Origin of the sequence: Arsenophonus nasoniae DSM 15247 (assembly GCF_000429565.1) — a bacterium.
Lineage (GTDB): Bacteria > Pseudomonadota > Gammaproteobacteria > Enterobacterales > Enterobacteriaceae > Arsenophonus > Arsenophonus nasoniae.
The window spans coordinates 1-14,049 of record NZ_AUCC01000007.1 but is presented as its reverse complement, the minus strand read 5'-3'; the positions used below and the strand labels follow the sequence as shown (position 1 = coordinate 14,049).

The following is a 14,049-nucleotide window of genomic DNA, read 5'->3' as shown; positions in this document are numbered from 1 at the left end:
GTTATGGCCTTTTAACTAAAGAATTATAGATAACCTTTTAAATCTTACATATTGGTTATCGATTGTGACGGTGGTATTAATTCTATGATGAGAAATAATATTTAACAGTTATTATTTATTTTATATAAAAATCAAAATGATATAACTATTAAATTTTATTTTTCTAATATATATCATAATAATGAATGGTTATTATATTTTTAGATTTACCCCTGTGAGGAGATATCATAATGGCAAGAGAGTTTGGTCGTGCTCAGCGTGTTGCTCAGGAAATACAAAAAGAGATCGCCATTATTCTGCATCGAGAAATTAAAGATCCACGAGTTAAAATGGCGACTGTTTCAGGAGTGGAAGTTTCTCGTGATCTGGCTTATGCCAAAGTGTTTGTGACTTTTTTAAACATAACAGATCAAGAAAATGAAACAGAAATGGTTAAAAATGGTATCAAAGTATTGAATGGCGATATGGCGAAACATATTCGTTCTTTGCTGGGTAAAGCAATGCGTTTACGTATCGTTCCTGAATTAACTTTTTTTTATGATAACTCTTTGGTTGAAGGTATGCGTATGTCTAATTTAGTTAGCAACGTGATCCGTGATGATGAAAAGCGCCGTCATACTGCCAAAGATAAAGAGAGGAAGTGATGAGGCGTCGTCCTGGTCGTGAAGTTCACGGGGTGTTGTTATTAGATAAACCCGCAGAAGTTTCATCTAATGATGCTTTGCAAAAAGTACGTCGTTTATTTAATGCTAAAAAAGCAGGTCATACCGGCGCACTTGATCCTTTGGCAACCGGCATGTTACCGATTTGTCTGGGTGAGGCAACAAAGTTTTCTCAATTTTTACTTGATTCGGATAAACGCTATCGTGTTGTTGCTCGTTTAGGACAGCGCACTGATACTTCAGATGCGCATGGCAAAATAATTTGTCAACGTCCGATCGAAATAACCCAGCGGCAACTGGATAAGGCATTAGATAAATTTCGTGGTAATTTAATCCAAGTACCGTCTATGTATTCTGCGCTTAAATATCAGGGTAAACCACTTTACGAATATGCCCGTCAAGGTATTACTATTGAACGTGAAGGCCGCCCGATTACTGTTTATGATTTACAATTTGAGCGTTGGCAAGAGAATGAACTGGAATTAATGATTCATTGTTCAAAAGGGACTTATATACGGACTATTATTGATGATTTAGGTGAATTGTTGGGTTGTGGTGCTCATGTGATTTATCTAAGGCGCTTACAGGTAGCTACTTATCCCAGTGAACGTATGGTAACGTTAGAGCAACTATATACGCTTAAGCAGCAAGTTGAATTAGGGACAACTTCCCTGGAGGAACAATTAGATCCTTTATTATTACCTATGGATACAGCGGTTAGTCATTTTCCGGTAGTCAATATTTCATCGATTGTTGCAACCTATTTTAAACAAGGGCAAGCAGTTGTTGCTAATCATTGTTTTTCAGAAGGTAATAAAGTTCGCGTAACAGAAGGTGATATTCATAAATTTATTGGTATTGCTGAGATAGATGAACAAAATAGGATAGCCCCTCGTCGTTTAGTCATGGAAAGTGTCTGATAGGATTTAGATGTTATCTTGCGTTATGATTGATTGAAGCGTAAAATAGGTGAGCATTTGTTCGGGAAGGCTGAATTAGAGATCGGCTTTCCTTATGTTTAATGGAAAATTTGGAGTTATTTTATGTCTCTAAGTACTGAAGCAAAAGCGCAAATTATTGCAGACTATGGTCGTGATAAAAATGATACGGGTTCTAGTGAAGTTCAAGTTGCTCTATTGACTGCGCAAATCAATCATTTACAAGATCACTTTGCAGAGCATAAGAAAGATCACCATAGCCGCCGCGGCTTGTTGCGAATGGTTGCTCAGCGCCGTAAACAATTGAATTATCTGAAGCGTACAGATGTTGCTCGTTATACCGGACTTATTGAGCGCTTAGGATTACGTCGCTGATTAGTTGGTTTCAAAAGAAAAGGGGCCTGAGGCCCCTTTTCTGCTAGAAAGCGTAAAAAATTTTTAGAATTGGTTTACACTTACAAAATAATTTTAGGAAATAGATTTTTGCCAATTTATTTCTAAAGAAAGTGAGCTTCTTTAGCTACAGCCGGTTCGCGCGGCTAATGAGAATGCTGATATTCACAAGATAAATAAAATATTCAGTATTGTCATTAGTCGTGAGGATGTAGCAAGAAGGGAAATATTGATGTTGTTATATAAATAATCAGCTATTAAAAGGGTATTATTTTGCTTAATCCTATTGTTCGTAAATTTCAATATGGCCAACATACCGTCACTATCGAAACGGGTATGATGGCGCGTCAAGCGACTGCTGCGGTTATGGTTAATATGGATGATACCGCCGTATTTGTCACTGTTGTTGGGCAGAAAAAAGTGAAAGAAGGGCAGGATTTCTTTCCACTAACCGTTAACTATCAAGAACGATCTTATGCTGCCGGTCGAATTCCCGGTAGCTTTTTTCGTCGCGAAGGTCGTCCTGGTGAAGGTGAAACACTGATTGCTCGGCTAATTGATCGTCCACTCCGTCCCTTGTTTCCAGAGGGATTTTTCAATGAAATACAAATTATTGCTACGGTTGTCTCCATTAATCCACAAGTGAATCCAGATATTGTTGCTATGATTGGAGCATCTGCTGCATTATCTATATCAGGTATTCCCTTTAATGGTCCAATTGGTGCAGCGCGTGTTGGTTATATTGATGACCAGTATGTTTTAAATCCCACCGTTGATGAATTGAAAAGCAGCCGCTTAGATTTAGTTGTCGCAGGCACGTCAAGTGCGGTACTAATGGTAGAGTCTGAGGCTGATCTATTGACGGAAGAGCAGATGCTTGGTGCGGTTGTTTTTGGTCACGAACAGCAACAAATCGTGATTGAGAATATTAATGCCTTGGCAGCGGAAACGAATAAAGAAAAATGGGATTGGCAGCCAGAAGCGATTAATGAAGAATTACATAGTCGTATCGCTGAATTAGCTGAACAGCGTTTGGGTGATGCTTACCGTATTACTGAAAAACAAGAACGTTATACTAATGTTGATGCAATTAAAGAAGATGTCACTAATACACTTTTGGCAGAAAATGAATCTTTAGATGTTGCGGAAATAAACGACATTCTTTCCGGTTTAGAGAAAAAAGTTGTCCGTACGCGAGTGTTAAAAGGTGAACCGCGGATTGATGGTCGAGAAAAAGACATGGTACGTGCCCTTGATGTACGTACTGGCGTATTACCTCGTACCCATGGTTCAGCGTTATTTACGCGCGGAGAAACTCAGGCGTTGGTCACGGCCACCCTCGGTACTGAACGTGATGCACAAGTTATTGATGAGCTTATGGGTGAGTATACCGATCGTTTCCTATTCCATTATAATTTTCCTCCTTATTCAGTGGGTGAAACAGGCATGGTCGGTTCGCCAAAACGTCGTGAAATTGGTCATGGACGTTTGGCTAAGCGTGGAGTATTGGCGGTTATGCCGAACCAATCAGAGTTTCCTTATACTGTACGTGTAGTATCTGAAATTACCGAATCTAATGGCTCTTCTTCAATGGCTTCCGTTTGCGGGGCATCACTAGCATTAATGGATGCTGGTGTTCCAATTAAGGCAGCGGTGGCTGGTATTGCAATGGGGTTAGTGAAAGAAAACGATGATTATGTTGTGCTTTCCGATATCTTGGGTGATGAAGATCATTTAGGCGATATGGATTTTAAAGTTGCAGGTAGTCGTGAAGGTATTAGTGCTCTGCAAATGGATATTAAAATTGAGGGCATAACGCGTGAAATTATGCAAGTTGCATTAAATCAGGCAAAAGGGGCTCGTTTACACATTTTAACTATTATGGAAGAAGCGATTAATCGCCCCCGTGAAGAGATTTCTGAGTTTGCACCACGAATTCATACTATCCACATTAATCCTGACAAGATCAAAGATGTGATAGGAAAAGGTGGTTCTGTCATTAGAGCATTAACTGAAGAGACCGGTACTACCATTGAAATTGATGATGATGGTACCGTAAAAATTGCTGCAACCGATAGTTCTAAAGCAGAAGCGGCTATTCGTCGTATTGAAGATATTACCGCAGAAGTGGAAGTTGGTCGTGTCTATCAGGGTAAAGTCACACGTATTGTTGATTTTGGTGCTTTTGTTGCCATTGGTGGTGGCAAAGAAGGGTTAGTGCATATCTCTCAGATAGCAGAAAAACGTGTTGAAAAAGTTACTGATTACTTACAGTTAGGTCAGGAAGTGCCGGTTAAAGTATTGGAAATTGATCGGCAGGGTCGTATTCGCCTTAGTATTAAAGAGGCGGTGTCTGCTGAAAAACCGGCTGAAACGGAAACACAGATTTCTGCAGAATAATTTGACGTAAGGCTCGATGTCCTGTAAAAAGAGCACCTACTCAGTTTTTTAAAAGCTGAGTCTCCGGTAGTTGTGGGGATTGACGGGATATATTGATTAGTTTCTGTCTTTGGGAGAAGGAAATGAATTCTTTTCTGCGCTGGCTTTATACTGCTGCTATTGTTTTTGTTGTCGGTTGCAGCAGTGGAAACTGGCGTAAAAATGAAGTCTTTGCTATCCCATTGCAACCCACATTACAACAAGAAGTAATATTGGCTCGTATGGAACAGATCCTTGCGAGCCTGTCATTGTCCGATGATGAATATGCACAGCTTTTATATGAACGCGGTGTATTGTATGATAGTCTCGGATTGAGGGCGTTAGCGCGCAATGATTTTACTATGGCGCTAGCTATACGTCCTGATATTCCGGAAGTTTTTAATTTCCTTGGGATATATTTTACACAGGCAGGCAACTTTGATGCTGCCTATGAAGCGTTTGATTCTGTTTTAGAGCTTGATCCAACTTACAATTTCGCGCGCATGAATCGGGGTATTGCACTGTATTATGGTGGGAGATATCGATTGGCGCAGGGTGATCTGCTGGCGTATTATCGACAAGATCCAAATGATCCTTTCCGCAGCTTATGGCTATATTTAGTGGAGAAAGAGATAGAACCCAAAATGGCACTAGCCAATTTGTTATCTCGTTATAACCAAGCGGAAAAAGGGCAATGGGGCTGGAATGCAGTTGAATTCTATTTAGGCAAAATCAGTGAAAAAACATTGATGATTCGTCTGAAAGAAAATTCAACAGATAACACTTCGCTCGCTGAGCATCTTAGTGAAACTAACTTCTATTTAGGTAAACATTACCTAAGTCTGGGGGATAAGGATAGCGCTATAGCGTTATTCAAGCTTACGGTAGCTAGCAATGCACATAGCTTTGTTGAGCACCGCTATGCTCTGTTGGAACTGGCTTTGTTAGGTCAGGCACAAGACGACCTTTCAGAATCAGGCTAACAGTAGCGACGAACATATCATCACTGCTTTTTTTAAGTCTTCATCGATTGTGATGAGGGCTTGTTGTTCGTTTAATAACATAATTTGAGCCAGTTCACATTTTAAATGAAAATGACCGAAATTTTTTTCGCAGAGTTATGTAAACTGGCCGCCATAATGAATGAGGCACTTTTACATGACTAATGAGACTGAAATCTCTTTTGCTGATTTAGGTTTATCAACACCAATTCTTTCTGCACTAAATGACCTTGGTTATGAAAAACCATCGCCAATCCAGCAGCAATGTATCCCCTATTTATTAGACGGATGTGACGTATTAGGTATGGCACAAACCGGTAGTGGTAAAACAGCAGCTTTTAGTTTACCGCTATTACATAATATCGATATCACATTAAAAGCCCCGCAAATCTTAGTGCTGGCACCAACGCGTGAGTTAGCCGTACAAGTTGCGGAAGCCATGGGTGAATTTTCCAAACACATGCGTTCAGTTAATGTGGTGGCACTCTATGGTGGGCAGCGTTACGATTCGCAGTTACGCGCACTAAGACAAGGTCCACAAATTGTAGTGGGAACACCGGGTCGCTTATTAGATCACTTGAAACGAGGGACATTAAATTTATCCCATTTACGTGGTTTGGTTCTTGATGAAGCGGATGAAATGTTACGTATGGGGTTCATTGAAGACGTTGAAAATATCATGAGCCAGATCCCAAGCGAGCATCAAACGGCGCTGTTTTCTGCCACCATGCCGGAAGCGATCCGTCGTATTACCCGTCGCTTTATGAAATCTCCAAAAGAGATCAGCATTCAATCCAGTGTGACGACGCGCCCAGACATTACCCAAAGTTACTGGTCTGTCTATGGTATGCGTAAAAATGAAGCATTGGTTCGTTTTTTGGAAGCAGAAGATTTTGATGCGGCAATTATTTTTGTGCGCACTAAAAATGCCACATTAGAGGTTGCTGAAGCGCTTGAACGTAGTGGCTATAACAGTTCAGCGCTAAATGGCGATATGAATCAAGCGCTACGTGAGCAAACATTAGAGCGTTTGAAAGATGGTCGCCTTGATATATTAATTGCCACTGATGTGGCAGCACGTGGTCTAGATGTTGAACGTATTAGTTTAGTTGTCAATTATGACATACCGATGGATGCTGAGTCTTATGTGCATCGAATTGGTCGTACTGGTCGGGCAGGCCGAGCTGGGCGCGCTATTTTGTTTGTGGATAATCGTGAACGTCGACTATTACGCAATATTGAACGTACCATGAAGCAGCCAATTACCGAAGTTGAATTACCTAGTGCGGCGGTTTTAAGTGAGCGTCGCCAGGCTAAGTTTGCTGAAAATATTCAAAAGCAATTAGAAAGCGGTGATTTAGAGAAATATCGTGCCTTACTGACTAAATTAGTTGCTAATGATGAACTGGATATGGAAACTTTAGCTTCTGCGCTATTAAAAATGGCGCAAGGTGATCGGCCGTTAATATTGCCACCTGATCCTGTGCGTCGTGCAAAGCGTGAATTTAATTCGCGTGATGAGCGTCGTCGCAATAATAGTAATGGTGCTTCGGAGCGTAGTCCGCGTCGTGAGCGTCGTGATGTTGGTGATATGGAATTGTATCGTATTGAAGTTGGTCGTGATGATGGCGTAGAAGTTCGCCACATTGTCGGTGCAATTGCTAACGAAGCGGATATTAGTAGTCGCTATATTGGTAATATTAAGTTGTTTGCCTCGCACTCAACGATAGAGTTACCAAAAGGAATGCCAAATGAATTACTTAATCATTTGACACGTACACGTATTTTGAACAAACCAATGCAAATGCAATTGTTAGGTGAAGCACAACCGTTTGAACGTCGTGGTAATGGACAACGCAATGGTGGTGAATTACGTGAGCGAGGACGTCGCTTTGGTAATGAACGTCGTAGTGAGCGTGAACAGTTCCGTGGACGTAATGAAGGACATAATAACGCTGGATTACGTCGTCGTAGTAATCACAATATCTAATGTAATAAGATTAATATCTTATTTGACGGCAAAAGCTGAATTCAATTGAATTCAGCTTTTTATTTATTAAAACGACATTAACCGAATCAACATAATCCTAACGCCTCTTTAAAGGCTTTTAGATAGCGACGGCTGATTGGAATAGGTTGGTCATTACTTAATACTAATTTTGCCTAACTATTTTCAGCAAAAGTGTCGTGGTCAAGAAAAAGCGGACACTTTTTTGAAAGAGTTTTACTAAGTATCCAGGCGATAATTAAATAAACACACATTTGTTGGAGTAATAATATTAATAAATCAAAGACATACATAGTTAATCCAGTAAAAAACACATTTGATAGTATCGCATAACTGCATGAGCGAGACTAAAATTGAATGGTTACTAGTCAAAATATGCTTAGGATAAAGATTAGATTGTGCTGTAGTAAAGGTATATCGTCTGTTTTATGCAATTTAGCGCACGAATTTATTAACGACTTACAATTTAAAAGCGCATACTAAATTGTTTGTTAATTGCAAGCGGTATAATTGCATATAAAATAGTTAAGGTGTATTAAAGTTAATATGAAAAGAAGAATATCATTTTTAGTGCTACTGATGCTGATCGTTATTGCGATTGCGGTGTTACTTTATACACAAAATAAGCACCTGTTATTACAAGGGGAAGTGGACGCGCCTGAAGTTATCGTGACCTCTAAAGCAAGGGGACGCGTAATTGAACGTCATATTGAACGCGGTGACATGGTAAAGAAAGGCCAATTATTGATCACTTTGGAAAGCCCAGAATTGCAAGCGCAACTAGCGGCATTGAGTGCAGTACGTGATCAAGCTAAAGCGCAGCTAGATTTATCCTTAAACGGTACTCGCGAAGAGACCATACGCAATGTTCAAGCGGCATTAAAACAGGCCCAATCTCAGTATACCAATGCGAATAACGAATATATTAGATTGAATAATTTATCCGGTAAAGGCTATGTTTCGGCTAATGAGTTAGATAAAGCACGCCGGGCCAAAGATGTTGCTTTTCAGCAGGTAAATAGTGCTCAGGCGCAATTAGATGAAGCTAAAAATGGTGATCGCATTGAATTGCGGAATAAATATGCTGCGGCATTACGACAAACCGAGCAGCAAATGATTGAGTTACAGGTGCAAGTTGATGATTTACTTGTTAAAGCTCCGGTTGATGGTGAAGTTGGTCCCATACCGGCTGAAGTTGGCGAATTATTTAATGCCAATAGCCCATTGCTAACACTTGTTCGTTTACCGCAGGCCTATTTTATCTATAATTCACGCGAAGATATTATGGCTCATGTACGTAAAGGCGATAAGGTATCGATACGTGTTCCTGCTTTGCAAGACAAAATTATTACAGCGGAAATACGCTATATTGCCCCGATGGGAGACTATGCAACTAAACGCGCAACACGGGCAACAGGAGATTTTGATTTAAGAACGTTTGAAGTACGCCTTTATCCACTAGAGCCTATTGATGGACTGCGTCCTGGTATGAGCGCACTGTGGGCTTGGGATAAATAGGTGTTTTTATGACCATAAAAGTGATATGGCCTAACTTTAGGTTTGCTTTTAATCAAGAAATGCAGATTGCTGTTCGTAGCCCGATTCTACATTGGCTCAGTTGGATATTTCCATTACTGCTGTTTATATTAGTAAGCGCTAACTTTTCTGAAGGAACCTTGTTAAATCTTCCTGTTTCAGTCGTTGATCATGATCATAGTCAACTGTCAAAAAAGTTAATTCGTCATTTAAATGCAGCGCCACATGCTGATATTAAAGCAATTGATGGTTCACTTAATACTTCGTTATTACGTTTAGGCAGCGCTAAAGATTATGCTTTACTCTATATTCCTTATCATTTTGAAAAGGATGTTCTTACCGGTCGGCAACCGACGGTCAGAATGTATTATAATGCTTTATTTTATGCCTCTGGTAGTTATGCTATTCAAGATTTTAGCGGGGTAGTTGCTGAATTGAATGCGCAATACCGTCCGATATTAGCTTCATCGATGGGGCGCAACATACCTCCCTTGGCTAGAGTTACCCTCTCTTATGATAGTTTGTTTAACCCTAGTGGAAACTATATCTATTATCAGCAATTTGCCGCTACCATTCATATGTTACAACTGTTTGTTATCACTTGTACTATTTATGTTATGTCGCGTGGAACAGCATTATTAACCAACAAAACATTTATCAGTGCATTATTCGGCAAACTGGCACCTTACACTCTGTTTTTTACCACATTATTATTAATTGAAATTGCTGCACTCTCTTTTTTCTTTGATGCTAGGGTTGCAGGTAACCCATTTTACCTTTTTTTGGTGGGCTTTTTTTATGTAACGGCTGCTCAAAGTATTGGTATGCTGCTGTTTGTTTTTACCAAAAATATTTTTACAGCTTATAGTTTGATCGGCATGTTAGTTAGTATTGCACTGGCTTTTTCCGGTTTTACGATGCCAATAATGGCAATGGCTTGGCCCGCACAGATAGTGGCAAATATTCAACCGCTTACCCATGCATTAAATGTGATGTTTGATATTTTTCTGCGAGAAGTTTCTTTGCTACGTGTCATACAAGTCTGTTTAATATTGCTACTTTATCCTGTTATCTGTGCTCTTTTGATCCGTAATCGCCTGTTAACAAGGCTAAGGATGCAGGAGGCATTTTGATAAAACAATATTTGTTAACCTTTTATCGGGTATTACTTGGCATGTTGGCAAAGCCGATGTGGTTATTGCTGTTGGTTTCATTATCAATAATGAGTTTGGTTTACATTCGGCCAGTATTGTGGGGTTTGCCGGTAGCGATTATTAATCAAGATCATAGTTCTGCTAGCCGTTTACTCATGGATCGATTGGATACGATACCGAAAATAAAATTATATAGTTATGATAATTTGGCCAGAGCAAGGGCTGATATGCGTGAACGAAAATTGTTTGCCATTATTCTTATTCCGATCGATTTTGAAAAAAGTTTACTAAATGGTAAAAATATTACCGTACCGGTTTATGGTGATGGTACTAATCGACTTGCCAGTGGACAAATACAACAAGAAATTTCCTCCGCTTATCTTCAGTTATTAAACGAATATAATACTCAACGGCTAAGAAATGCAGGGTTTACTGATCAACAGGCTAGTACATTATTAACACCCATTAAAGGAATAACAGACCCTTTATTCAATCCAGGACCGAGTTTCGCTGCGATTGTTTTTCCAGGTTTATTGGTCATGTTATTACAACACTCACTGTTAGTCGCTTGTGTGAAAGCCTATATTGACGTTCACAAAATGGCAAACGACAAAGTCTCTACCGCTATTTATCTAGGTGCATGGTCAGCGTTGCTACCTATTTGGTTATTCCTGTCGGCCATTTTTTTTGCGCTCTGGCCTTGGGTATTAGGTTACCGACAAGAAGCGCCACTTTATCAGCTTTTGATCGTCACTTTACCGTTCTTATTAGCGGTTTTGGGGTTAGGTAAGTTTGTTGCCGAATTTTTACGTAGTGTCGAAATGATATATCTGACACTGGCTTTTCTAACCACGCCGGTATTTTATATTTCAGGTGCTATTTGGCCATTACAAGCTATGCCCGATTGGGTAAGAATGGTGGCTTATTCTTTACCTTCAACGTGGGCAATAAAAGCGATAGCGGGTATCAACCAACTTGATTTAAGTTTATCTGACGTGGGTATTGATATCGTGATGATGCTAATGTTAGGCACAATTTATGCTTTGCTGGGCACATTGATCAATATGCTACGTAGTGGTGAACTGCGCCAGTTCAGCCACCATGTGCGAAGTCTATTGAAAAGAAAAAAACGTTCTTAAATTTTTATGGTATAAGCGATAAACCGGCTGCACGTCGCCAATAACCGTTGCAATTTAAATCATTAGTTAATGTGAGAGGATACTTACCTTGTTGATTGGCTCTAAATTGTTCCAAAATGGTGAGTGAAGCTAGATTTTCGGCAGAGATGCGGACAATATCGACTAATCCGGCCATTGAAGTTTGTTCATTGCCGAGATTATAACAGTAGCCACTTTGTGCCTGAATGCCATTAAGGGTAAAGAGTAATTGATTTTCCTGGGAAAAAACTTTTCTGCCCTGGGGATATTTTTCACAACATGTCTCACAGTTATCTTTATGGCGATTTTCTGAGCGGGCAGTAAAACAGCGAGCTGACAGGGCCAGGGGTAAATGCCCATAGCCAAACACTTCAACTTCAAACTTGTGGCGAAATCCTAGCTGTTCACATTGATAAAGCAGATCTTGTAACCAATCACGAGAAAGTTCAATTGGTAAGCACCAGCGTATCATGCCTTGGCGATAGAGTAGTTGTAATGCATAAGCATTGTAGCAATTGAGTCCATATCCTGCCATAAAAGGTATTTTTTGCTCAATAAGCTGATTAACGACACCAAAATCGTGCGCTTCCACTAAAAATTCACCATTGTCGACCAATTTAGCGATTTGTCTAAGTTCGGCCGCGTTTTGCAATAAAGACAAGCTAGAGATTACTACTTGTTTACCATGTAAAGTGATTTCTTTTGCCAGTTCAAGCCAGTCAGCTACTTGCATTTGCCGACGTTTACTACAAACCGTTTCACCAAGATAAATAATATCCGCACTACTATTAATCGCATTTTGATAAAACTGAATTAATGTTTCTTTTGACCAATAATAAAGTACCGAACCTAAGGAATATTTTATTTTTTCGCCTTATCCTACTGCCATCTACGATGATAAGCACCTAATGTAGTCTGTTTGCCTTCAGAGAGATTTTCCAAGACATTCATCCAGTTTTGGTTGGTGATGAATTTTTTAGGATCCTTTTTGCAATGATCAATCGCTTGTCGCCAGATATGGGTAACATCGCCAACATAAGTTGGGCTTCGTTGGCGGCCTTCAATTTTGATAGCGGCAATATCTGCCAGCATTAGTTCTGGTAACAATTCCAGTGTATTTAGGCTGGTAGGCTCTTCTAAGACATGATATTTTTTTCCATTAAGACAGTATCTTCCTTTACAAAGGGTTGGATAACTCGCATTTTCATTATTTGAATAGCAATCGATTAAAATATTATTTAAACGTGACTCCAAACCTTGATCGGTTTGTTGCCAGCGTACAAATCTGGCTGGTGAACAAGCACCTACGGTATTGGGTGATTCTCCTGTCAGGTAAGAAGAAAGATAACAGCGTCCTTCTGCCATGATACACAGGCTGCCAAAAGCAAAAACTTCCAATGCGACAGGGCTGGTTTGGGCTAATTGTTTGACTTGATGTAATGATAGAACACGAGGAAGAACGATTCGTTGGACAGAGAAATTACGGTGATAAAATTGAATCGCCGCAATATTTGTCACTGAAGCTTGAACAGACACATGACGTTCAATGTGGGGATATTTATTGGCAGCATATTCTAAGATAGCCAGATCAGCCAGGATTAAGGCATCAACACCGATTTCCGCTGCCATATCAACGGCGGATAGCCAGCGATTAAAACCGTTTGGATGAGCAAAAGTATTGATCGCAACATGTAATTTACAAGCATGAGCATATTTGACGGCTTCAACCAATTTTTTTTCGCTAAAATTTAAACCAGCAAAATGACGTGCATTAGTGTCGTCTTTAAAACCGATATAGACTGCATCAGCGCCATTGTCGACAGCTATTTTTAAGGCAGGTAGATTGCCTGCCGGACATAATAATTCCATAGGTAATCCTAGCGTATAGTTAGATGTCTATCGATTGTAGTCAAGGTGTAATATTGTTGTTTTGACTTAAACCAGATTATTTTCTTTTGTGAATTGATTTTGCTAGATGGAGCATAAAATTGAATGGGGATTAATTGATTGTTGGTTAAATTTTGATGTGGATTCAAAGATATTAATTAATAATTTGGCAGAATGTATAATTATAATTAATGCTTAAAAATATATATATCATAAAAGTGTAAGAGGAATTTGGATCGTGTTAAAGAAAATTCGTCAGCAGATTATCCAACAAGGACCGAAATTGATGCGTTTACCATTAAAAGTTACGCCTTTTATCATAGAGCGTCAAATTCTGGAGCAATTACTGAGCTGGCAATTTCAGCAGGCACTAAACGATGGTGAACTGGATTTTTTGCACAATAAATGGCTAAAAGTTGAGGTACTGGATGTGCAACTTGTTTGGTACATTAGCTTGCAGGCAGGTAAAATTATCGTCAGTAAAGATCAACAAGCCGATGTCAGTTTTTGTAGTGGGGCGAATGATTTAGTTTTAATCGCTGCGCGGAAAGAAGATCCTGATACCTTATTTTTCCAACGTCGGTTACACATCGAAGGCGATACAGAGCTTGATGGTTAGGAAATTGAATCGCTTTTAAAGTGAGTAGCAAAAGCCATCCCTTATTGCAAAAAGGAGATGGGGATCGATTTATTGTGTTTAGTGCCAGTTAACATTTCCTCAGAGAGTGTAATTTCTAACCTGATTTCCTTATTTTAGACACATTGATCCTGCGTTTAGCTGCGTAACCATCGCTTTTTCTCCAGGTTATGCAGTCTTTCTGACAACAATTCCGTTGCTTTTTTACCCATTTGCGCCCCGGTGAAAAGCAGCCTGTCGCCACACAGAATACATTTG

At 39.6% G+C, this 14,049-nt stretch carries 12 protein-coding genes and 2 pseudogenes; 11 read left to right on the top strand and 3 right to left on the bottom strand.

The features are described from left to right. The first annotated feature begins 230 nt into the window (after nt 1-230). From rbfA to G468_RS0102850, 7 genes are all read left to right on the top strand, one after another. Nucleotides 231-644, top strand: coding sequence for a 30S ribosome-binding factor RbfA (gene rbfA, locus G468_RS0102875; RefSeq protein ID WP_026821825.1), 414 nt, complete (start codon nt 231-233; stop codon nt 642-644). After that, the gene (truB, locus tag G468_RS0102870; RefSeq protein ID WP_026821824.1) at nt 641-1,582 is read left to right on the top strand and encodes a tRNA pseudouridine(55) synthase TruB; all 942 of its coding nucleotides are present in this window, start codon (nt 641-643) and stop codon (nt 1,580-1,582) included. The genes rbfA and truB overlap by 4 nt, the downstream gene beginning before the upstream one ends. A 123-nt stretch (nt 1,583-1,705) precedes the next feature. Further along, nucleotides 1,706-1,975, top strand: coding sequence for a 30S ribosomal protein S15 (gene rpsO, locus G468_RS0102865; protein ID WP_026821823.1), 270 nt, complete (start codon nt 1,706-1,708; stop codon nt 1,973-1,975). 291 nt (nt 1,976-2,266) lie between these two features. Further along, on the top strand, nt 2,267-4,393 hold the full coding sequence (pnp, locus tag G468_RS0102860) for a polyribonucleotide nucleotidyltransferase (protein ID WP_026821822.1): 2,127 nt from the start codon (nt 2,267-2,269) through the stop codon (nt 4,391-4,393). A gap of 122 nt (nt 4,394-4,515) precedes the next feature. Further along, nucleotides 4,516-5,394 carry a lipoprotein NlpI gene (gene nlpI / locus G468_RS0102855; RefSeq protein ID WP_026821821.1) on the top strand — a complete coding sequence of 293 codons (879 nt, stop codon included), beginning with the start codon at nt 4,516-4,518 and terminating at the stop codon, nt 5,392-5,394. 105 nt (nt 5,395-5,499) lie between these two features. After that, nucleotides 5,500-5,577 (top strand): protein YrbN, encoded by a 78-nt coding sequence (gene yrbN / locus G468_RS25245; RefSeq protein WP_135678145.1) that lies wholly within the window; start codon nt 5,500-5,502, stop codon nt 5,575-5,577. Then, nucleotides 5,570-7,402, top strand: a complete 1,833-nt coding sequence (locus G468_RS0102850) for a DEAD/DEAH family ATP-dependent RNA helicase (protein ID WP_026821820.1) — start codon at nt 5,570-5,572, stop codon at nt 7,400-7,402. The genes yrbN and G468_RS0102850 overlap by 8 nt, the downstream gene beginning before the upstream one ends. Before the next feature lie 86 nt (nt 7,403-7,488). On the opposite strand, the pseudogene G468_RS25200 reads toward G468_RS0102850, so the two are convergent. Continuing rightward, a pseudogene (locus G468_RS25200) lies at nt 7,489-7,563 on the bottom strand (hypothetical protein); the annotation flags it as partial. Between the two features lie 403 nt (nt 7,564-7,966). Between G468_RS25200 and G468_RS0102845 the strand changes: the two are divergent. From G468_RS0102845 to G468_RS0102835, 3 genes are read left to right on the top strand one after another with little or no spacing between them, the layout of a single operon-like run. Next, complete coding sequence (locus G468_RS0102845) at nt 7,967-8,938, top strand: HlyD family secretion protein (protein WP_026821819.1); 972 nt, start codon at nt 7,967-7,969, stop codon at nt 8,936-8,938. Between the two features lie 8 nt (nt 8,939-8,946). Next, nucleotides 8,947-10,089 carry an ABC transporter permease gene (locus G468_RS0102840; protein ID WP_026821818.1) on the top strand — a complete coding sequence of 381 codons (1,143 nt, stop codon included), beginning with the start codon at nt 8,947-8,949 and terminating at the stop codon, nt 10,087-10,089. Further along, complete coding sequence (locus tag G468_RS0102835; RefSeq protein WP_026821817.1) at nt 10,089-11,249, top strand: ABC transporter permease; 1,161 nt, start codon at nt 10,089-10,091, stop codon at nt 11,247-11,249. Before G468_RS0102840 ends, G468_RS0102835 begins: the two co-directional genes overlap by 1 nt. Before the next feature lie 4 nt (nt 11,250-11,253). Here the strand turns inward: G468_RS0102835 and G468_RS0102830 are convergent, their stop codons facing one another. Together G468_RS0102830 and ubiU are read right to left on the bottom strand one after the other, a co-directional pair. Beyond that, nucleotides 11,254-12,132 carry a U32 family peptidase gene (locus G468_RS0102830; protein WP_026821816.1) on the bottom strand — a complete coding sequence of 293 codons (879 nt, stop codon included), beginning with the start codon at nt 12,130-12,132 and terminating at the stop codon, nt 11,254-11,256. A 14-nt stretch (nt 12,133-12,146) separates the two neighbouring features. Continuing rightward, nucleotides 12,147-13,136, bottom strand: coding sequence for a ubiquinone anaerobic biosynthesis protein UbiU (gene ubiU / locus G468_RS0102825; protein WP_026821815.1), 990 nt, complete (start codon nt 13,134-13,136; stop codon nt 12,147-12,149). 256 nt (nt 13,137-13,392) lie between these two features. On the opposite strand from ubiU, the pseudogene ubiT reads away from it, so the two are divergent. Then, a pseudogene (gene ubiT / locus G468_RS19540) lies at nt 13,393-13,764 on the top strand (ubiquinone anaerobic biosynthesis accessory factor UbiT); the annotation flags it as partial. Nucleotides 13,765-14,049: the final 285 nt, after the last annotated feature.

What these genes read in the sequence shown, in the direction of transcription:
- rbfA (WP_026821825.1), top strand. Translation starts at nt 231, where the DNA reads ATGGCAAGAGAGTTTGGTCGTGCTCAGCGTGTTGCTCAGGAAATACAA.
- rpsO (WP_026821823.1), top strand. Translation starts at nt 1,706, where the DNA reads ATGTCTCTAAGTACTGAAGCAAAAGCGCAAATTATTGCAGACTATGGT.
- nlpI (WP_026821821.1), top strand. Translation starts at nt 4,516, where the DNA reads ATGAATTCTTTTCTGCGCTGGCTTTATACTGCTGCTATTGTTTTTGTT.
- yrbN (WP_135678145.1), top strand. Translation starts at nt 5,500, where the DNA reads ATGAAAATGACCGAAATTTTTTTCGCAGAGTTATGTAAACTGGCCGCC.
- G468_RS0102850 (WP_026821820.1), top strand. Translation starts at nt 5,570, where the DNA reads ATGACTAATGAGACTGAAATCTCTTTTGCTGATTTAGGTTTATCAACA.
- G468_RS0102845 (WP_026821819.1), top strand. Translation starts at nt 7,967, where the DNA reads ATGAAAAGAAGAATATCATTTTTAGTGCTACTGATGCTGATCGTTATT.
- G468_RS0102840 (WP_026821818.1), top strand. Translation starts at nt 8,947, where the DNA reads ATGACCATAAAAGTGATATGGCCTAACTTTAGGTTTGCTTTTAATCAA.
- ubiU (WP_026821815.1), bottom strand. Translation starts at nt 13,136, where the DNA reads ATGGAATTATTATGTCCGGCAGGCAATCTACCTGCCTTAAAAATAGCT.